19 protein-coding genes are annotated in these 19,097 nt (G+C 69.7%); 13 read left to right on the forward strand and 6 right to left on the reverse strand.

The window, feature by feature from the left end:
• Nucleotides 1–352: 352 nt before the first annotated feature.
• Entirely contained in the window at nt 353–679 is a 327-nt protein-coding gene (locus tag AB0L00_RS05130; RefSeq protein WP_364429017.1) for a transposase, read from the reverse strand.
• A gap of 56 nt (nt 680–735) precedes the next feature.
• On the reverse strand, nt 736–1,584 hold the full coding sequence (locus AB0L00_RS05135; RefSeq protein ID WP_364428530.1) for a transposase: 849 nt from the start codon (nt 1,582–1,584) through the stop codon (nt 736–738).
• Nucleotides 1,585–1,948: 364 nt separating this feature from the next.
• On the opposite strand from AB0L00_RS05135, the gene thrC reads away from it, so the two are divergent.
• From thrC to AB0L00_RS05170, 7 genes are all read left to right on the forward strand, one after another.
• The gene (thrC, locus tag AB0L00_RS05140) at nt 1,949–2,989 is read left to right on the forward strand and encodes a threonine synthase (protein WP_345360067.1); all 1,041 of its coding nucleotides are present in this window, start codon (nt 1,949–1,951) and stop codon (nt 2,987–2,989) included.
• A 64-nt stretch (nt 2,990–3,053) separates the two neighbouring features.
• Nucleotides 3,054–3,989 carry a homoserine kinase gene (thrB, locus tag AB0L00_RS05145; protein ID WP_364428533.1) on the forward strand — a complete coding sequence of 312 codons (936 nt, stop codon included), beginning with the start codon at nt 3,054–3,056 and terminating at the stop codon, nt 3,987–3,989.
• 336 nt (nt 3,990–4,325) lie between these two features.
• Nucleotides 4,326–6,242, forward strand: a complete 1,917-nt coding sequence (gene rho, locus AB0L00_RS05150) for a transcription termination factor Rho (RefSeq protein ID WP_364428536.1) — start codon at nt 4,326–4,328, stop codon at nt 6,240–6,242.
• A 166-nt stretch (nt 6,243–6,408) separates the two neighbouring features.
• Complete coding sequence (locus AB0L00_RS05155) at nt 6,409–7,707, forward strand: sensor domain-containing protein (protein WP_364428539.1); 1,299 nt, start codon at nt 6,409–6,411, stop codon at nt 7,705–7,707.
• Nucleotides 7,708–7,800: 93 nt separating this feature from the next.
• Nucleotides 7,801–8,448: a response regulator transcription factor gene (locus AB0L00_RS05160; RefSeq protein ID WP_345360055.1), complete on the forward strand. Its 648-nt coding sequence runs from the start codon at nt 7,801–7,803 to the stop codon at nt 8,446–8,448.
• Nucleotides 8,449–8,804: 356 nt separating this feature from the next.
• The gene (locus tag AB0L00_RS05165) at nt 8,805–10,418 is read left to right on the forward strand and encodes an IS200/IS605 family accessory protein TnpB-related protein (RefSeq protein WP_364428542.1); all 1,614 of its coding nucleotides are present in this window, start codon (nt 8,805–8,807) and stop codon (nt 10,416–10,418) included.
• 101 nt (nt 10,419–10,519) lie between these two features.
• Nucleotides 10,520–10,702, forward strand: a complete 183-nt coding sequence (locus tag AB0L00_RS05170) for a hypothetical protein (protein ID WP_364428545.1) — start codon at nt 10,520–10,522, stop codon at nt 10,700–10,702.
• A 20-nt stretch (nt 10,703–10,722) separates the two neighbouring features.
• Here AB0L00_RS05170 and AB0L00_RS05175 read toward each other — a convergent pair whose 3' ends face one another.
• Both AB0L00_RS05175 and AB0L00_RS05180 read right to left on the reverse strand, forming a co-directional pair.
• A complete protein-coding gene (locus AB0L00_RS05175; protein ID WP_364428548.1) occupies nt 10,723–11,367 on the reverse strand; it encodes a response regulator transcription factor in 645 nt (214 codons plus the stop codon).
• Nucleotides 11,368–11,386: 19 nt separating this feature from the next.
• Entirely contained in the window at nt 11,387–12,646 is a 1,260-nt protein-coding gene (locus AB0L00_RS05180) for a sensor domain-containing protein (RefSeq protein WP_364428551.1), read from the reverse strand.
• Between the two features lie 224 nt (nt 12,647–12,870).
• On the opposite strand from AB0L00_RS05180, the gene AB0L00_RS05185 reads away from it, so the two are divergent.
• From AB0L00_RS05185 to AB0L00_RS05210, 6 genes are all read left to right on the forward strand, one after another.
• Nucleotides 12,871–13,905 (forward strand): acyl-CoA desaturase, encoded by a 1,035-nt coding sequence (locus tag AB0L00_RS05185; protein WP_364428554.1) that lies wholly within the window; start codon nt 12,871–12,873, stop codon nt 13,903–13,905.
• A gap of 139 nt (nt 13,906–14,044) precedes the next feature.
• A complete protein-coding gene (gene rpmE / locus AB0L00_RS05190) occupies nt 14,045–14,272 on the forward strand; it encodes a 50S ribosomal protein L31 (RefSeq protein ID WP_364428557.1) in 228 nt (75 codons plus the stop codon).
• A gap of 87 nt (nt 14,273–14,359) precedes the next feature.
• The gene (gene prfA / locus AB0L00_RS05195; RefSeq protein WP_364428560.1) at nt 14,360–15,415 is read left to right on the forward strand and encodes a peptide chain release factor 1; all 1,056 of its coding nucleotides are present in this window, start codon (nt 14,360–14,362) and stop codon (nt 15,413–15,415) included.
• On the forward strand, nt 15,412–16,275 hold the full coding sequence (gene prmC, locus AB0L00_RS05200) for a peptide chain release factor N(5)-glutamine methyltransferase (RefSeq protein WP_364428563.1): 864 nt from the start codon (nt 15,412–15,414) through the stop codon (nt 16,273–16,275). Before prfA ends, prmC begins: the two co-directional genes overlap by 4 nt.
• Nucleotides 16,276–16,345: 70 nt before the next feature.
• Nucleotides 16,346–16,627, forward strand: coding sequence for a type II toxin-antitoxin system HicB family antitoxin (locus tag AB0L00_RS05205; RefSeq protein ID WP_364428566.1), 282 nt, complete (start codon nt 16,346–16,348; stop codon nt 16,625–16,627).
• A 76-nt stretch (nt 16,628–16,703) separates the two neighbouring features.
• Nucleotides 16,704–17,513, forward strand: a complete 810-nt coding sequence (locus AB0L00_RS05210) for an L-threonylcarbamoyladenylate synthase (protein ID WP_364428569.1) — start codon at nt 16,704–16,706, stop codon at nt 17,511–17,513.
• A 362-nt stretch (nt 17,514–17,875) separates the two neighbouring features.
• On the opposite strand, the gene AB0L00_RS05215 is transcribed toward AB0L00_RS05210, so the two are convergent.
• Nucleotides 17,876–18,286: a hypothetical protein gene (locus AB0L00_RS05215; protein WP_364428571.1), complete on the reverse strand. Its 411-nt coding sequence runs from the start codon at nt 18,284–18,286 to the stop codon at nt 17,876–17,878.
• A gap of 119 nt (nt 18,287–18,405) precedes the next feature.
• Nucleotides 18,406–18,897, reverse strand: coding sequence for a hypothetical protein (locus AB0L00_RS05220; protein WP_364428574.1), 492 nt, complete (start codon nt 18,895–18,897; stop codon nt 18,406–18,408).
• Nucleotides 18,898–19,097: the final 200 nt, after the last annotated feature.

Below are 19,097 nucleotides of genomic sequence, written 5' to 3' on the forward strand. Positions count from 1 at the left end.
ACGTGATGCTCCAGGGCATCTCCCACCTCGGGAGCGGCCGTCATCACGGCCTCCGGCAGGCCGTCATCCTGCTGCCGCTGAGCGTGGCCGTGCTGGCCTCGCTGGTCGTGACGATCGGGATGATGTTCACGCTGGGCCGGGGCCTGTCGGTGATCAAGGATCCCGACGAGCCGTACGTCACCGCGGTCGGCCGGACGCTCTTCCCATTCGTGCTCGTCTACCTCGGCTGGAACCTCTACAGCAGGGTGGCCGTCACCAGCGTCTCGTCGGGCCGGACCGGCCAGCCGATGGGCCTTCCATTCCCATTGACGCGCTCCCTGGCCGGGAGGCCGGGGATTCAGTCCGTGCCGCGTCATGCGGCGCCTCTGTGGCTTCCTGCTTCAAGGGGCATGCCACCGGGTTGGGGTGGTCTTAGCTGCCCTCCACCGGGACGGCTTGTGCCGTCCCGCCCACGGGTGTGGGAGGCGTTTAGTCTCTCCGCCCGTCCGGCGGCGAGGATGTTCTTGGCGGTGTTGACGTCCCGGTCGTGGACCGCTCCGCATGGGCAGGTCCAGGATCGGACGTCCAGGGGCATCGACTCGGCCCGTGCCCCGCAAACGGAGCACTGTTTGGAGGAGGGGTACCACCGGTCGATCCGGTGGACGGTCCGCCCATACAGGCGAGCCTTGTACTCCAGCATCGCCACGAAGGACGACCAGCCGGCGTCATGCACGCTTTTGGCCAGCGTCGTGCGCGCTAGTCCCAGAACGGCAGGTTCTCCACGTAGATCGCTTGATTATCGCGAATCAACTCCGTGGACAGCCGGTGGTGGAACTGTCGACGCGCGTCGGTGACCTTGGCGTGCTGGCGGGCCACGGTCAGGCGCGCCTTGACCCGGTTGCGTGATCCGGGCTGTTTGCGGGCCAGTGCCCGCTGCAGACGTTTGAGTCTTTTCTCCGCCCGGCGCAGGAACCGCGGAGAGCTGATCTTCCGCCCGTCGGACAGAATCGCGAAGTGGGACAGGCCCAGGTCGATCCCGGACTCGGCATCGGCCGGTGGGAGGGGTTGTTCGCCGACCTGAACGACGAAGGAGGCGAAATACCTCCCGGACGCGTCCTTGATGACCGTCACGTTGGATGGCTCGGACGGCAACTGCCGGGACCAGCGGACCGCCACATCCCCGATCTTCGGTAGGCACAGCTTTCCGCCCGGGGTGACGGCGAACTTGGCGTTGCGGGTGAAGCGGATCGCCTGCCGATTGTCCTTCTTAGACCGAAACCGCGGCGACGCGACCTTCGGCCCCTTCCGCTTGCCTGTTACCGAGGTGAAGAAGTTGCGGTAGGCGGTGTTCAGGTCGGCCAGCGCCTGCTGCAACGCCACGGCCGATACCTCACCAAGCCACGCCCGCTCAGGGGTCTTCTTCGCCTCGGTGATGATCAGCTTGGACAACTCCCCATCCGACAGATACGGCAGCCCGGCCGTGTGGGTGTCGCGTCGTGCACGCAGGGCGTCGTTGAAGACCACCCGCGCGCACCCGAACGCCCTCGCGAGCGCGATGCTCTGTGCGGGGGTGGGGTAAAGGCGGTAGGCGTACCGTAACTGCATGGCACCGCACCCTACCGCGCTCTATAGCTTCGTCGACGGGTATCGGGAAATCCGCCGAGAAGCCGGTCCGCCTTGACGGCGAGCCGGCCTCTCCTGCCCGCTCCACGGAATTGTCCGTCTACCACGGCCCGTGGCCGGAGCGCTGCGGATGAACTGGTAGCCACCTGGGTCACGGATTCCCGACTCGGTGTGCTCGTAGTTTGCGAGGGCGATGGTCACGTGGTCGCGTATGCGAGGTTCGGCCACCAAGCGCACGGGCGATGATCCTGTCCGCGGGGGAACGTCCAGGATGTGAAACGACGTGAGACGCGCGTCCGGCTGGCCGTAGACTCGCTGGACGACAGCGCAGGTCAGGAGGAACATCGTGAGCAGGGCATGGCGTGGCGTCATTGAGGAGTACCGCGATCGGCTCCCCGTGACGGCCGGGACGCCGGTCGTCACCCTTCTGGAGGGTGGCACGCCCCTGCTGCCGGCGACCCGGGTCTCTCAGCTCACGGGCTGCGAGGTGTACCTCAAGGTCGAGGGGGCCAACCCGACCGGCTCGTTCAAGGACCGCGGCATGACGCTCGCGATCAGCAAGGCCGCCGAGGACGGCGCCAAGGCGGTGATCTGCGCCTCGACCGGTAACACCTCCGCGTCGGCGGCCGCGTACGCCGTGCGCGCCGGGATGGTCTGCGCGGTGCTCGTGCCGCGCGGCAAGATCGCGATGGGCAAGCTGGCGCAGGCGCTGGTGCACGGCGCCAAGCTGCTGCAGATCGACGGCAACTTCGACGACTGCCTCGAGCTCGCCCGCAAGCTCGCCGTCGACTATCCGGTGGCGCTCGTCAACTCGGTGAACAAGTTCCGGCTGCACGGCCAGAAGACCGCCGCCTTCGAGATCATCGACGCGCTCGGCGCGGCCCCGGACGTGCACTGCCTGCCCGTCGGCAACGCCGGGAACATCAGCGCCTACTGGATGGGCTACAAGGAGTCCGACGCGCGTCCGCGCATGCTGGGCTTCCAGGCGGCCGGCGCCGCGCCGATCGTCCGCGGGGAGCCGGTCACGGCGCCGCAGACCATCGCGACGGCGATCCGCATCGGCAACCCCGCCTCCTGGGACCTCGCGCTCAAGGCGCGGGACGAGTCCGGGGGAGCGATCGAGGCCGTCACCGACCGGCAGATCCTGGCCGCATACCGGCTGCTCGCCCGGGAGGAGGGCGTGTTCGTCGAGCCGGCGTCGGCGGCGAGTGTCGCGGGGCTGCTGCAGGCCGCCGACGAGGGTCTCCTGCGCCGCGGCGAGCGCGTCGTGTGCACGGTGACCGGCAACGGTCTGAAGGATCCCGACTGGGCCATCTCGGGTGCCCCGGCGCCGATCACGGTGCCGGTCGACGCGCACGCCGCCGCGTCCGCCCTGGAACTCGCGTGACCGAGCGGAGCGAGGGAACCGGTAAGCAGAGCACCTTGGTCATGAGGCCGACGAAGGAGGTCTCATGACCAGGCGGCCTACGCCCGCGGCCGTCCACGTACGGGTCCCCGCGACCTGCGCGAACCTCGGTCCCGGGTTCGACGCGCTGGGGCTGGCGGTCACCCTGTACGACGACGTGGAGATCGAGCTCGCCGACTCCGGGGTGTGGATCGACGTCACGGGCGAGGGCGAGGAGACCGCCAAGCGCGGCGAGCAGCACCTGATCGTGCGGACGTTCCGGGAGACGTACGCGCTCATCGGTCCGGCGCCCGCGCCCGGGCTTCGGCTCCGCTGCGTCAACCGGATCCCGCACGCGCGCGGGCTCGGCTCGTCCTCTGCCGCGACGGTCGCCGGGATCCTCGCCGCCCGGGCCCTGCATCCGGAGGGCGCGGGCCTCACCGACGCGGACGTCCTCGCGCTGGCCACGCGGATCGAGGGACACCCCGACAACGTCGCGCCGTGCCTGGCGGGCGGCCTGACCATCGCCTGGGAGAGCACCGCCGGACCGCGCATGACCAGGCTCGACGTCGCCCCGGACGTACGCCCCGTGGCGTTCGTGCCCGAACACCGGCTCGCCACCGAGCGCGCCCGCGGCCTCCTGCCGGACGTCGTGCCCCACGCCGACGCCGCGGCGAACTCCGGCCGCGCCGCGCTCCTGATCGCCGCGCTCACCGCCCGGCCGGAGCTGCTCCTGGACGCCACCGAGGACCGGCTGCACCAGGCGTACCGCGCCCCGGCCATGCCGGAGTCGGTCGCGCTGGTGGACCGGTTGCGCGCGCGGGGCGTGCCCGCGGTGGTGTCGGGGGCCGGGCCGACGGTCCTTGCGCTGGTCTCCGGGGTCGATGTTGATTCGATCGGCTCGGAAGTGGGTACTTCGTGGCACATACACCCGCTGAACGTTGACCCCCACGGCGCATGCGTTCAGCCGATCAGTCAGGAAACGCGAGTCTCCGGGGAATAGCAGTGTGCCCAGGTGATGTTAGGCTAAGTGCCGCACCAGATGCCCCGTACGGGGGCGTGGGCTCGTCAGCCACTCCGACTTATGTCGGCCGTGTGACACGGATGTGGTTCCCCGGCAACGAAATCGCTCGTTGTTCAGCGTTCAGCCAAAACTACGGACGTATCGGAATCGGGGATCTCTCGCGAGGACCTGCCTCCACCATCTGGATGTGGCCAGAACTCTTCGCCGATCACCTGAAGATCAGCAGAGCTCGACTGATCCGGCGCCCCCGCCGGTTCGCACGACCGGGTTGCCTGGCCGACGGCGGCCACACCCGCTCCCTGGGAAGGACCCTTAGTGAGCGAATCCACCGAACTCCTCTCGGACGCAGCAGTCACCACGACTTCTGAGGCCGCGTCCGCCGAGAAGGCGACGACGGCTGCGCCGCGGCGCCGCCGCTCGGGCACCGGCCTGTCGGCGATGGTGCTGCCCGAGCTCAAGGCCCTGGCCTCGAGCCTCGGGATCAGCGGTACGGGCGGAATGCGGAAGAGCCAGCTCATCGCCGCCATCCAAGAGCGGCAGACGCAGAACGCCGGAGGCGGTGACCAGGCCCCCGCCGCGAAGAGCGACGCCGAGGCCCCTGCCGCGCAGGAGACCGCCGCCGCGCCCGCGGCCGCCGCGCCGAAGCGCGAGCGTGCCGCCAAGCGCGAAGAGGCGCCGGCGCAGGAGCAGCAGGAGATCAAGGTCGAGGCCGAGAAGGCCGAGAAGACCGAGTCCGCCGGCGACGGCGGAGCGCGCGACCACGCGGGCCGGGAGGGCGGTCAGCGGCAGCGTCAGCGCGGCAACCGCAACCGGGACGGCCAGGGTCAGCGTGAGGACAACCGCGGCCAGCGTGAGGACAGTCGCGGCCAGCGCGGCGAGGACAACCGCGGCCAGCGTGAGGACAACCGCGGGCAGCGCAGCGACGACCGCGGGCAGCGCGGCGAGGACCGCGGCCAGGGCCAGCGCGGTCCGAACCAGCGTCAGCAGTCCGACTCCGACGACGAGGACGGCAGCGGCCGGCGTCGGCGCGGCCGGTTCCGCGAGCGCAACCGGGGCCGTGGCGGCCGCGAGCGTTTCGACTCCGAGCCCACGATCAGCGAGGACGACGTCCTCATCCCGGTCTCCGGCATCCTCGACATCCGCGACAACTACGCGTTCGTGCGCACGACCGGCTACCTGCCGGGCCCGCAGGACGTGTACGTCTCCCTCGCCCAGGTCCGCAAGAACGGCCTGCGCAAGGGCGACGTGATCACCGGTGCCGTGCGCCAGCCCCGCGAGGGCGAGCGCCGGGAGAAGTTCAACGCCCTGGTCCGCCTCGACACCGTCAACGGCATGGAGCCGGAGCAGGCCAAGGGCCGCGTCGACTTCTCCAAGCTGACCCCGCTGTACCCGCAGGAGCGGCTGCGCCTGGAGAGCGAGCCGGGCCAGCTCACCACGCGGATCATCGACCTGGTCAGCCCGATCGGCAAGGGCCAGCGCGGTCTGATCGTCTCGCCGCCCAAGGCCGGTAAGACGATGGTGCTGCAGGCGATCGCCAACGCGATCACCAAGAACAACCCCGAGTGCCACCTCATGGTCGTCCTCGTCGACGAGCGGCCGGAAGAGGTCACCGACATGCAGCGGTCGGTGAAGGGCGAGGTCATCCACTCGACCTTCGACCGGCCCGCCGACGACCACACGATGGTCGCCGAGCTGGCGATCGAGCGCGCCAAGCGGCTCGTCGAGTTGGGCCACGACGTCGTCGTGCTGCTCGACTCGATCACCCGTCTCGGCCGCGCGTACAACCTCGCCGCGCCCGCCAGCGGCCGGATCCTGTCCGGTGGTGTGGACTCCACGGCGCTGTACCCGCCGAAGCGGTTCTTCGGCGCCGCCCGCAACATCGAGAACGGCGGCTCGCTGACGATCCTGGCCACCGCGCTGATCGAGACCGGCTCGCGGATGGACGAGGTCATCTTCGAGGAGTTCAAGGGCACCGGCAACATGGAGGTCCGCCTCCGCCGAGAGCTCGCCGACAAGCGGGTGTTCCCGGCGATCGACGTCGACGCCTCCAGCACCCGTAAGGAAGAGATCCTGCTGGCTCCGGAGGAGCTGCGGATCGTCTGGCAGTTGCGCCGCGTGCTGCACGCGCTCGACACCCAGCAGGCGCTGGAGCTCCTCATCGAGAAGATGAAGGAGACCAAGTCGAACGCGGAGTTCCTCCTGCAGGTGCAGAAGACCACGCTCAACGACTGACCCGCGTGACACGACGCCCCGGAGCACGCCTCCGGGGCGTCGTCGTTTCCCGGGCCGGACGAGGTGGGGGTAGCCCTACCTGCCGAAGGCTGGAATGCTCCATGGCGGGACGCCCCGCCGTTCAGCAGGCTGGACCCGTACGCTCAGACGGCAGGAAGGGACCCCGGTGAACGGCACCGTCGACACATCGGCCTTTTTCAGGCGCGGCCCGCTGCGCCTGCTGAAGGATCCGCTCACCTGGCGGTCGGCCGCCTTCCTGCTGCTGCACTTCCCATTCGGCCTGGCCTACTTCGTCGCGCTGGCGGTGCTGCTCTCGGTCTCGGTCGGGACGCTCGTGATCTGGGTGGGCGTCCTCGGCCTAGCGCTGACCATGGTGCTCTGGCGGGGCGCCGCCGTGTTGGAACGGCGGCTCGCGCGCCTGGCCTTCGGCGTGGACGTCCCCAGCCCGTACCGCGCGCTGCCGGCCGGCAACAACCTGCTGCGCAAGTGGAAGGCGATGGCCGCCGACCCCGCGACCTGGAAGGACCTCGTCTACCTGCTCCTCGCCTTCCCCATCGGCATCGCGGAGTTCGTCATCTCGATGGTGCTGTGGACGGCGACGATCTCGCTGGTCACGATGCCGATCTGGATCACGCAGAATCGGGGCGGCTACATCGTCGTGACGCTCGCCGGGCACGACTTCTGGCTGGACGGCCCGGTGAGCACGCTGCCCGCGGTGCCGCTGGGGATCGGCGTCCTCGTCCTCGCGATGTACGCCGTGCGGATCGTCGGGGCGGCGCACGGGGCGATCGCGAGGTACCTCCTGGGACCGAACGAGACCCAGGCGCTCCGGGCCCGTACGGCGCAACTACGGGCCAGCCGGGCGCGCGGGGTGGACGCCGCGGAGGCCGAGCGGCGGCGGATCGAGCGCGACCTGCACGACGGCGCCCAGCAGCAACTGCTGGCCGTCGCGATGGACCTCGGCCGCGCCCGGGCGAAGCTCGAGACCGATCCGGTCGCCGCCCAGGAACTGCTCCAGCAGGCCCACGCGGGCGCCAAGGAGGCCATCGCCGAGCTGCGCAACCTCGCGCGCGGGATCTACCCGGCGATCCTCACCGACCGCGGGCTGGACGCGGCGATCTCCGCGGTCGCGGCCCGGGCACCGATGCCCGTCGAGGTGGAGATCGACCTGCCGACCAGACCGCCCGCCGCCGTGGAGAGCATCGCGTACTTCATCGTCTCCGAGGCGCTCACCAACGTGGCGAAGTACGCCCGGGCGACGCAGGCCGCCGTGCGCGTCGCCCGGGACCAGACCTGGGTGGTCGTCGAGATCTCCGACAACGGCGTCGGTGGGGCCGAGGCCACACCGGGCGGCGGACTGGCGGGCCTGGCGGACCGCGCGGCCGGGATCGACGGCATCCTGACGGTGAACAGCCCGCGCGGCGGACCGACCGTGATCCGCGCGGACCTGCCCTGCGTGTGGTGACCTTCCCCCTAGGCCTGTCTCAAAGCCCCGCTGTCCTACTGCGCGGCCGCTCGCTACGGACGGGGGCTTTGAGACAGGCCTTAGTCTGGTGGCGTGCGGGTGGTGATCGCGGAAGACGCCGTAATGCTGCGCGAGGGGCTGATCCGCCTGCTCGCGGACGAGGACATCGAGACGGTCGCCACGTCCGGTGACGGCCCGGGGCTGGTCGACATCGTGGCGGAGCACCGCCCCGACCTCGCCATCGTGGACGTCCGGATGCCGCCGTCGTTCACCGACGAGGGCCTGCGGGCCGCCCTGGAGGCGCGACGGCGGGTCCCGGGCACGCCGATCCTCGTCTTCTCCCAGTACGTCGAGGAGCGCTACGCCACCGACCTGATCGGGGACGGCGCGGAGGGCGTCGGTTACCTGCTGAAGGAGCGGGTCGCCGACCTCGCGGAGTTCACCGCCGCCGTGCGCCGGGTCGCCGCCGGCGGCACGGTCATCGACCCCGAGGTGATCGCCCAGTTGCTCGGGCGGCGGCGCCGGGGGGACCGGCTGGAGGCGCTGACCCCGCGCGAGCGGGAGGTCCTCGGCCTGATGGCCGAGGGCCTGTCGAACGCCGCCGTCGCCCGCCGCCTCTTCGTCACCGACGGCGCGGTGGAGAAGCACATCTCGAACATCTTCCTCAAGCTCGACCTGCAGCACACCGACAGCACCCATCGGCGGGTCAAGGCCGTGCTCGCCTACCTCGGCCAGAGCTGATCCGGACGGCCCGTACGGGCGCGGTAAATGACGCAGCATGCGCCGATGTGCGTATTTATGGGAACGGCTTAGCGAACTGCTGAGGCCAGCTATGCAGAAGTGCACAGCCTGTTGCTTTCGGTGACGCTATGGTTGCCGTGTGCATTCGGCGGAGTGGATACGGGCGCAGGGGATCGGTTCAGTCTCCGCATCGCTCACCGCTGACGCCAGGGCATGTAGTCGGTTCCGGATTGGTGGACGGGGTCGCGTGTTCCCTGCGACTCAGCAGGGGGCATGGCGGTTGACCTGGTTCTGCGCCGTGCTCATGGCGGGGCGCGGCCGGAGCTGCGCTCACAAGACGCTGGAGGCGGCCCGTTATGACTGAACTGCGTCGATTTGATGCGCCGTTCGTTGCGGTCGGGCCATCGGGTGTGGCGATCCGTGACCGGCTCAAGAAGCTCACAGCCCAGGATCTGACGGTGCTGCGGCTCGTGGGTGACCATCTCGGCTCGCTCGCCTGCCGTGATCTGAAAATTCGATGTGCGACCGGGTCGGATCACGACACCGGCACGTGGGCGGACCGCAAACGGGCATTGACCGCAGAGTCGTCGTCGCGGTGGGCCGGTTCGATCACCAAGGCCACAAATGACCTGTGGGCGTTAGCGCGGCGCAGCCAACTCGCCTACATCCGTAGTCTCGAGGCCGGGATCGCCACGATCACGTACCGCCTGTCTGTGCCGCTCGGTGAGAAGGGCTCGAAGAAAGCGCCAGGCGGGTATCGCAGCCCCGAGGAGTGGTTCGCCAAGACGCGGCGCCTGCGCTTGCTTCAGGATCGGCTCCAGTGCCTGCAGGTCGATTATCAGGCCGCGCGAGTGCGGGTTGTGCGGGGTGGTAAGCGGCTGTTGCGCACCCGGCACAACCTGGAGGCCGCCGAGCTCACCAAGGCCGAATGGTGCGCGAGGTGGCAGGCCGAACGCCGGTTCATCCATGCCGATGGCGAGTCCGGCAAGCGGTACGGGAACGAGACGATCCGCATCACCCCTGAAGGTGAGGTCAGTATTAAGCTCCCGGCTCCGTTGGCGTATCTGGCCAATGCCGGGCACGGCCGGTACGTCCTCGCTGCCCCGGTGTCGTTCCCGCACCGGGGCGAGCAGTGGCGCGACCGGGTGACCACGAATCGGGCGGTGGCCTACCGCATCCATGAGGACGTGGAGCGTGGCCGCTGGTATGTGACCGCCTCGTGGACGATCCCACCGGTCATCATCACCCCGCTGGAAACCATCCGGACTGGGGGTGTGATCGGGGTGGACACCAACGCTGACCACCTGGCCGCCTGGAGACTCGACCCTTACGGCAACCCCATCGGCGCGCCGCGCCCGTTTCACTACGACCTGACCGGCAGTTCGACCCACCGTGACGCCCAGGTCCGGCATGCCCTTATCCAACTGTTGCGCTGGGCAAAACACCACGATCTCGCTATCGCGATCGAAGACCTGGACTTCACCGCGGAAACGACCCGTGAGAAACACGGGCACCGCAAGCGGTTCCGCAAGCTGATCTCCGGGATGCCGGTGAGCAGGCTGCGCGGCAGGCTGGTGGGCATGGCGGCCGAACTCGGCGTCACGATCGTCGCCGTCGACCCGGCCTACACCTCTAAATGGGGAGCCCAGCACTGGCAGCGCCCTCTGACCACTCCGCGGCGCGGTGTCAGTCGCCATGAGGCGGCGGCGGTGGCAATCGGACGACGCGCCCTGGGACACTCGATCCGGCGACGGACGGCACCGCCCCCTGCTCACCAGAGCGATGAGCAGGGGCATCGGACCGTACAGGCCGCACCGGAAGCCCCACGGCGTGAGGAACCCCGCCCCCGCGTCCTGAGACCACGGACACGATCCGTGCCGCCCGGACGCGAAGCGAACGCGGGGAACCAGGATGCTCAACACCGTTCGGAGCATCCGGCTGAGCACACCCGATCGATGCTCAGTCCGTAGGAACGGTTGACGGGGACGGACGCACCCCCAAGGGCGCGGGGCCTCTGGCCGACGGCGAGCGGTTCGAGGCGGCGATCGACGCGTACCTCGCCGGAACGCCGGTGTGGCCCGACGCGGTACGCCACCCCGGACGCACGGCCGCGGGCAAGGACGAGGTACGCGCCTGGGTGGGCCGCATCGGCGACCTGGCCGTCAAGCTGGGCGAGCTGGTCCGGCTCCGCCAGGAGGGGCTGCTCAGCGCCGAGGAGTTCACCGCCAAGTGCGCGGAGCTGCGGCGCCGCTGAACCGGGCCGGCCGGCCCGGCTCAGCCGTCGAGGAACGCCAGGACGGCCAGGACGCGGCGGTTGTCGTCGTCGGAGGGCGGCAGGTTCAGCTTCGCGAAGATGTTGGACGTGTGCTTGGCGACGGCGCGTTCGGTGACGACGAGGCGCTGGGCGATCGCGGTGTTCGACCGGCCTTCGGCCATCAGCTCCAGCACTTCGCGCTCCCGGGGCGTCAGCGCGCCGAGCGGTTCGTTCCTGACGTTCCGGGCCAGCAGCTGGGAGATCACCTGCGGGTCCATCGCGGTCCCGCCCGCCGCGACCCGGCGCACCGCGTCGATGAACTGGTCGGCGTCGAACACCCGGTCCTTCAGCAGGTAACCGATGCCGCCGCTGCCGTCGGCGAGCAGTTCCCGGGCGTACAACTGCTCGACGTGCTGGGACAGCACGAGCACGGGCAGGCCGGGGATCTCCCGCCGGGCGTGCAGCGCCGCCTGCAGACCCTCGTCGGTGAAGGACGGCGGCAGGCGTACGTCGACGACGGCCACGTCGGGCTTGAGCGTCAGCAGCGACCGGGTCAGCTCAGGACCGTTGTCGACGGCCGCGGCGATCTCAAAGCCGTACGCCTCGAGTAGCCGGATCAGACCATCGCGCAGGAGGAACAGGTCCTCCGCGAGGACGACGCGCATCACTCTCCCTCTCGGGGGGTCAGCGCCGGGGGGACGTCAGGACGCACGGCAGCTCCATCGTGACCATGGTCGGACCGCCCACCGGACTGCTGAGGGCCAGGACACCGTCGAATGTACCGAGCCGCCGCTCGATCCCGTGCAGTCCCGTGCCATGGGACGCGTCGGCGCCGCCCCGGCCGTCATCGGTGATCACGATCCGCAGCCGGTCGTCCTCGTGCCGGATGTCGATCCAGACCCGCTGTGCGCCGGAGTGCTTGGCCGCGTTGGTCAGCACCTCCGAGACCGCGAAGTAGGCCGCGGACTCGACCGGGGCCTCCAGCCGGCCGGGCAGCTCGACCGTGACCTCGGTCCGCAGCGGACTGGCCATCGCCAGCGCCCGTACGGCGTCGCCCAGGCCGCGCTCGGCCAGCACCGGGGGATGGATGCCGCGGACCAGGTCCCGTAGCTCGGTCAGCGCCTTGGACGACGACTCACGCGCCTCGGCGAGGAGCCGCCGGGCCTTCTCCGGGTCGCGGTCCATCAGCGCCTCGATCGTGCCCAGGCTCATGCCCATGGCGACCAGCCGCGCCTGCGCGCCGTCGTGCAGGTCGCGCTCGATGCGCCGCAGCTCGGCCGCCTGTGTGTCCAGCGCGTCGGAGCGGGACTCCGTCAGGTGCGCGACCCGCAGCTCCAGCTCCCGCTCCCGCGTCGGGGCGAGCAGTCCCTTCGTGACCACGGAGCTCGCCCGCATGAGCCGGGGCGCGAGCCAGATGCCGATTACCGAGTACACGACGCCGAGCAGCGCCGCGTTGTCGGCCGTGTCCTGACTCATGACGTGGATGAAGGTGTACCACTCGCCGCCGCCCGCGTCGTGGATCGGCTTCCAGACGCCGGCCGCCAGCACCCAGCCGTACGGGCCGTACATGGGGAGGACGAAGGCGATGATCCCCAGTACGAAGCCCACCGTCGCGTCCACGAACAGCCACAGCACGTCCCGCCAGGTCGCCGGATCGGCCACGGCCCACCGGTAGCGCTGCAGGATGCCGCGAAACCCGCCGCGGAACTTCGGCTTCGGCTTGTACGGCTCCTTGATCTCCACGCCGAACCACTCGTGCGCCAGCCGCCGGCGCGCGTTGGCATAGGCGCGGACCAGGCGGGTCACCAGGGGGAACAGCACGATCCCGACGGGGAACGTCACAGCGAAGAACACGATGGACAAGACGAACAACACCAGCGACACCGGCAACGCCAGCAACGCCATCGCGAGACCTCGTACGGCCGCGAGCGCACCGTTCTTCACTGTTCCCTCCGATTCCGGATCTCATCATTCACCGTCGAGCGTGCCGATTGTCGGCGTTACGGTCACTGGGCCTGAGAACCGGGCTATGGTGGTGCCAGCACCACTTTTAACCGGGGGTAAACCTACCGATCCCTAGGGTGCTCACCGGCTGGGCGCGTCACCGGCGCGTCCCTAGCGTCTCGTGACAGTCAGTACCTAATCCACGAACGCGAGGGGACTTCCGCATGTCCGAGACAGCCACCCTGCCCAGGAGCGACTTCGCCCCGTTGATCCGCGAGGTGCGCGCCGCCGGTCTGCTGGAGCGGCGCACTCGGCGCTACGCCGGCACGGTGGGCCTCGACCTGCTGCTGTACGGCGCCGTGTTCGCCCTGATCGCGTTCGTCGGCGACTCCTGGTGGCAGCTCGCCCTGGCCGTGCCCGCGGCGATCCTCACGACCCGTCTCTACTTCGTCGGGCACGACGCCGGCCACGGGCAGATCGCCGGGACCCGCCGCGTGAACCGCCTCATGGGAATGCTGGTCGGGAACCTGGCGGTCGGCCTGAGCTACGGCTGGTGGACCGACAAGCACAACCGGCACCACGCGAACCCGAACCACGTGGACAAGGACCCCGACGTCGGCGTCGGAGTCCTCGTCTGGACGGCCGAACAGGCCGCGGACCGGCGCGGCGCCGTCACCCGGTGGCTCACCCGCAACCAGGGCCGGCTGTTCTTCCCGCTGCTCCTCCTGGAGGGGTTCAACCTCAAGGTCTCCAGCGTCCGGTCGGTGATCTCGGCGGCGCGCGGCGAGACCGGCGCCCGGCAGCGGCGTACGGCGCTCGTCGAGGCGGCCTTCCTGGCCCTGCACTTCGCCGGCTACCTCGGCCTGGTGTTCAGCGTCATGTCGCCGGGCAAGGCGGTCCTCTTCATCCTGGTGCATCAGGCGGTGCTCGGCGTCCACCTGGGCTGTTCCTTCGCCCCGAACCACAAGGGCATGCCGATGCCGGGCCCGGACGAGCGCTGGGACCACCTCCGCAAGCAGGTCCTCACCTCCCGGAACGTCCGCGGCGGCCTCGTCACCGACTGGTTCCTGGGCGGGCTGAACTACCAGATCGAGCACCACCTGTTCCCCGGCATGCCGCGCCCGAACCTGCGCCGCGCCCAGCCCCTCGTACGGGCGCACTGCGAGCGGCTCGACCTCCCGTACACCGAGGAGGGCCTGATCGAGTCGTACGCCCACGCGCTCGGCCACCTGCAGGACGTCGGCGCCCCGCTGCGCTGAGCCCCCGGACCGGCGCGGGAATGCCCGGTGGCCTCGGCATGTTGTCGTGTCTGGCACACTGGAACACGCTGTGGTACCGGTTCACATCCCCGAACTCCCTCTGGGATGACCCGGCGACCACCCGGAGCGAGGAGAGATAGTGAAGCCTGAGATCCACCCCGACTACGTCGTCACCACGGTGACGTGCACGTGCGGGAGCACCTTCCAGACCCGCAGCACCGCGCAGAACGGCGTCATCCACGCCGACGTGTGCTCGAGCTGCCACCCGTTCTACACGGGCAAGCAGAAGATCCTCGACACCGGTGGTCGCGTGGCGCGCTTCGAGAAGCGCTTCGGCAAGAAGGCCGCGGGCGGCAACAAGAAGTAGGTCGGACCGCTACGCCGGCCGGAGGCACGCCGCCCCGGCCGGCGTTCCGCCTGTCCGCCCACCTACCCGGCTGACCGAGGACCTGACGTGAATCTCGACGATCTCGTCGGCGAGTACGCCGACATCGAAAAGCGGCTCGCCGATCCGGCCGTACACGCCGACCAGGCGACGGCGCGCCGGCTGGGCAAGCGCTACGCCGAGCTGCGGCCGATCGTCGAGACCGCCCGTGACCTGCGGGCCGCCCAGGACGACGCGGCCGCCGCGCGCGAACTGGCCGCCGAGGACCCCGTCTTCGCCGAGGAGGCGGCCGACCTCGACAAGCGCATCGACGAGCTCGAGGAGACGCTGCGGCGCCTGCTCGTGCCGCGCGACCCCAACGACGACAAGGACATCATCCTCGAGATCAAGGCGGGGGAGGGCGGCGAGGAGTCCGCGCTCTTCGCCGGCGACCTGCTGCGGATGTACCTCCGCTACGCCGAGCGCGTCGGCTGGAAGACCGAGATCATCGACGCCCAGCACTCCGACCTCGGCGGGTACAAGGACGTCACGGTCGCCGTGAAGTCCCGGGGCACCGAGGACGGCGTCTGGGCCCGCCTGAAGTACGAGGGCGGCGTGCACCGCGTCCAGCGCGTCCCCGCCACCGAGTCGCAGGGCCGCATCCACACCAGCGCCGCCGGCGTGTTCGTCATGCCCGAGGCCGAGGACATCGACGTCCAGATCGACCCGAACGACCTGCGCATCGACGTCTTCCGCTCCAGCGGCCCCGGCGGCCAGAGCGTCAACACGACCGACTCGGCCGTCCGGATCACCCACCTGCCCACCGGCATCGTCGTGTCCTGCCAGAACGAGAAGAGCCAGCTCCAGAACAAGGAGCAGGCCCTGCGCATCCTGCGCGCCCGGATGCTGGCGGTCGCCCAGGAGGAGGCCGAGGCCGCCGCGTCGGCCGAGCGCAAGAGCCAGGTGCGCACCGTCGACCGTTCCGAGCGGGTTCGCACCTACAACTTTCCGGAGAATCGCATCTCCGACCACCGCGTGGGCTACAAGGCATATAACCTCGACCAGGTACTCGACGGAGACCTGCACAACGTCACCCAGGCCCTCGTCGACGCCGACATGGAGCAAAGACTCGCCGAAGCCACATGACCCACCTGTTGTCCGACGAGATCGCCCGTGCGACGGCGCGCCTGGCCGCCGCGGGGGTTCCGTCGCCGCGCGCCGACGCCGAGGAGCTGGCGGCATTCGTGCACGGCGTCAAGCGCGCCGAGCTGCACACCGTGCCCGACGCCGCCTTCGACGCGCGGTTCTGGGAGGGCATCGCGCGGCGTGAGGCGGGCGAGCCGCTGCAGCACATCACCGGCCGGGCGTTCTTCCGCTACCTCGAGCTGAAGGTCGGGCCGGGCGTGTTCGTGCCCCGCCCGGAGACCGAGGTCCTCGCCGGCTGGGCCATCGACACGCTCCACAAGATGGACGTCGGCGACCCTCTCGTGGTCGACTTCGGCACCGGCTCGGCCGCGATCGCGCTGTCCATCGCCCAGGAGGTCCCGCGCGCACGGGTGCACGGCGTGGAGAAGGACCCGAAGGCGTACGTCCACGCCACCCGCAACGTCGAGGACCTCGACGAGCGCGGCCGCGTCCGGCTGCACCTCGGCGACTTCGGCGACGCGCTGCACGAGTTCGACGGCGCGGTCGACCTGGTCGTGAGCAACCCGCCGTACATCCCGATGTCGGAGTGGGAGTACGTCCCGGAGGATGTCCGCGACTTCGACCCGGCCGCGGCGTTGTGGGGCGGGGGAGACGACGGCCTCGACGCCGTCCGCGTCGTCGAGCGTACGGCCCGGCGTCTGCTGCGCCCGGGCGGCTGGGTCGCCGTCGAGCACAGCGACCTCCAGGGCCACCCGGTCTACTGGATCTTCGCCGAGGAGCTCGGCTGGCGCGACGTCCGCAACCACAAGGACCTCACCGGCCGCGACCGCTTCGTAACCGCCCGCCTCGGCACCGACTGACCTCCTCGATATCCACAGTTCTCGCGAACTTCCCACGTGCGGTGACGCACCGTGTCGCGATGATTGCGCCATGTACCTTGCCCCCGGGGACCGAGCAGAGCATCCTGAAGCAGGCTGGAGTGAGGAGGCCGTGACGAGCAGGTATGCGGTGGTCGTCGAGCGCGCCGAGGACGGCGGCTACGGTGCATACGCTCCGGACCTGCCGGGATGCGTCGCCGTCGGAGAGACCGAAGAGGAGACCATCTCTCTGATGCGGGAGGCCATTGAGTTCCATCTCGCGGGCCTGCGCGAAGCGGGGGAGGCGGTTCCGGATCCGTCGACGGCCAGGGTGGCGTTGATCGAGGCCGCCTGATCGTGATCGAGTGATCCGCTGCCGGAACGGGTGATCCCTGTCCGGGCGGGTGCGCGGCGGTGGAAGAATGGCGGGCGTGAGCCGACGATACGACTGCTCGGAGCCGCTGGAGCGGACGAAGGGGATCGCGGACGCCGTCTCGGCCGTCCGCCGTGGTGAGCTGGTGGTCCTGCCCACCGACACGGTGTACGGGATCGGCGCGGACGCGTTCACGCCGAGCGCGGTGACCGCGCTCCTCGACGCGAAGGGCCGCGGCCGCGACATGCCGTCCCCTGTGCTCGTCGGGTCGGTGCGCGCCGCGCAGGCGCTGGTCGACGACCTCGGCACGTACGGCCAGGATCTGATCGACGAGTTCTGGCCCGGCGCGCTGACGATCGTGTGCCGCGCCAACACCACCCTCGCCTGGGACCTCGGCGACACCAAGGGCACCGTCGCGATCCGGATGCCGCTGCACCAGCTCGCCCTGGAGCTGCTGAAGGAGACCGGCCCGATGGCGGTCAGCAGCGCCAACCGCTCCGGCGCCGCCCCGTCGCGCACGGCCGAGGAGGCGGAGACCCAGCTCGGCGACTCCGTCTCGGTCTACCTGGACGACGGCCCGAGCGGCGACGACATGCCCTCGTCGATCGTCGACCTGACGGGCGCGGTCCCGCGCCTGCTGCGGGCGGGCGCCATCTCAGAGGAGCGCCTCCGCGAGGTCTGCGGCGTCCTCCTCAGCGACGAGGACGACCCGACCCCGGAGCCGCCGGCCGACGACGACCACAAGGACGCCGCGAAGCTCGCTGAGGACCCGCAGAACGCCCGTCCGCCGCTGCCCGAGACGGACGCGAAGCCCCCTGCCTCCGCAGACCACACGAACGCCGACAAGGACGCGCCCACCGACCGCTGAGCCCGGATCTCGCCGAGGATTTCTGTCGTGGTAGCGACAACAATCCTCGGCACTGACCAGCCCATCCGGTCTTCGCGCATCCAGCGACGAGAACCGGTCTTGCCCCACCATGCTCGGGGGCAAGACCGGCGATGTCTCATCCGTGCCGGAAGCGCGGACCTGTCATCTGGTCGGCGTCGTCGTCGGCGATCTAGTCGCCCCCACACCTGATCCCTGGCGTTCACTGCTCTCTAAGAGCAGCGAACGCCAGGGATCTTGGTAACTTCTGGTCCACGGCAAGGTCACCTCGGCGGCGAAGGTCCTCCAGCGAGGGGGAGTGATCCTGTCCAGCTCGAACAGGAGAGACGGAGCGCTGGGAAGGGTCAGTAGTGCTGGCGCCAGGCGCCGCACTTCTTGGTCGTGAACTTGCCCTTGCTCCAGGTGCCGCGGCACTCCTGGACGTACATGTGCTTGATCCGGGCCGACGTGACGGTCTGCCACTTGTCCTGGACCTGGTCGCCCGTGAGCGCGACGACCCGTACGTCGTCCTTCTGCTTCTTCGTGCCGGTGAAGGTGAAGCGGAGGGCGGCGCTGTAGCCGTCCTTCTTCGTGTCCTTCAGGTCGAAGGTCAGCGTCACCTTCGACGCCTCGGTGTTGTAGAAACCGAAGGCGTCGACCCCGGACAGGCCGACGGTGCGCCAGAAGCCGACCGCCGCGTCCGCGGGCGTCGTGGTCAGGGCGAACGTCGTGATGATGACGCCGGCTGCGAGGGTGGCCGTCGCGATTCGCCGCATTGATCCCTCCAGGATCGCTTTTGGGCGTGCCGGACGGGGATGTTAGCACTCGTTGAGTTCGCCGGGCATAAAAGAAGACGGGCCCCGCCGCGCCGCGGAGCCCGTCAGACGGCGAAAGGTCAGCCGACCTTCTTCCAGCCCTTAGCGGGCGTGAACGACCCGTCCGAGCCGACCAGTGCTTCGCGGACGTACACGTAGGTGCCGAAGTAGTACTTCGTCCCGGTGGCGTAGGCGGCGGTCGCGTAGTACTTGTGAATCACGCCCGTGTTGGGATTCTTGACCTCGAAGCCCGCGTACTTGCCGTCCCTCGGGGCGGTGTCCTTCAGCGTGATGGTGATCTTGATCTTCTTCTTGCCCTTGGAGGTGTAGTGGCCCCAGCGGCCCTTCGCCGCGGCCCCCGTTACACCGGAACTTCCGCTGGTCGCCCAGGAGTAGGGAGTGGCGACGGCGGTGGCGCTGACCTGCGGCTGGCTGCCGGCCTTCAGGAGCTCCGCCTTGCTGCCGACGCTTTCCATGCTCTTGGTGTCGGCGCTCGCCGGTCCGGCGGCGAGGGCGATGGCGGCAGCGGCTGCGACGGCCCCCGTGGCGACAAGAGTCGCAATGCGACGCATTGATCCTCCGTGTTCGGAGATTGGATGAACGGGAAGGACCGTAGCACTTCCGAAGAATGCGATGTGCCGGTTTTTCGGGTGATTTTGTGGCCGGGAAAGGACTGGAACCGATGGGGGGCTACCGACATCTAACGGGCATGCGTGACGCATGACCTGAGGCCGGTAGAGAGGAATGTCGGGGGCGGGGTCTAGGGTCCTTC

The sequence above is a fragment of the Actinoallomurus sp. NPDC052308 genome (assembly GCF_040679195.1).
In the GTDB taxonomy this organism is placed as follows: Bacteria; Actinomycetota; Actinomycetes; order Streptosporangiales; family Streptosporangiaceae; genus Actinoallomurus; species Actinoallomurus liliacearum.

Coding starts and splice junctions, on each gene's coding strand:
- AB0L00_RS05205 (WP_364428566.1), top strand. CDS start 16,346: ATGTACCTTGCCCCCGGGGACCGAGCAGAGCATCCTGAAGCAGGCTGG.
- AB0L00_RS05130 (WP_364429017.1), bottom strand. CDS start 679: ATGCTGGAGTACAAGGCTCGCCTGTATGGGCGGACCGTCCACCGGATC.
- prmC (WP_364428563.1), top strand. CDS start 15,412: ATGACCCACCTGTTGTCCGACGAGATCGCCCGTGCGACGGCGCGCCTG.
- AB0L00_RS05165 (WP_364428542.1), top strand. CDS start 8,805: ATGACTGAACTGCGTCGATTTGATGCGCCGTTCGTTGCGGTCGGGCCA.
- AB0L00_RS05175 (WP_364428548.1), bottom strand. CDS start 11,367: ATGCGCGTCGTCCTCGCGGAGGACCTGTTCCTCCTGCGCGATGGTCTG.
- AB0L00_RS05135 (WP_364428530.1), bottom strand. CDS start 1,584: ATGCAGTTACGGTACGCCTACCGCCTTTACCCCACCCCCGCACAGAGC.
- thrB (WP_364428533.1), top strand. CDS start 3,054: ATGACCAGGCGGCCTACGCCCGCGGCCGTCCACGTACGGGTCCCCGCG.
- AB0L00_RS05185 (WP_364428554.1), top strand. CDS start 12,871: ATGTCCGAGACAGCCACCCTGCCCAGGAGCGACTTCGCCCCGTTGATC.
- AB0L00_RS05220 (WP_364428574.1), bottom strand. CDS start 18,897: ATGCGTCGCATTGCGACTCTTGTCGCCACGGGGGCCGTCGCAGCCGCT.
- AB0L00_RS05215 (WP_364428571.1), bottom strand. CDS start 18,286: ATGCGGCGAATCGCGACGGCCACCCTCGCAGCCGGCGTCATCATCACG.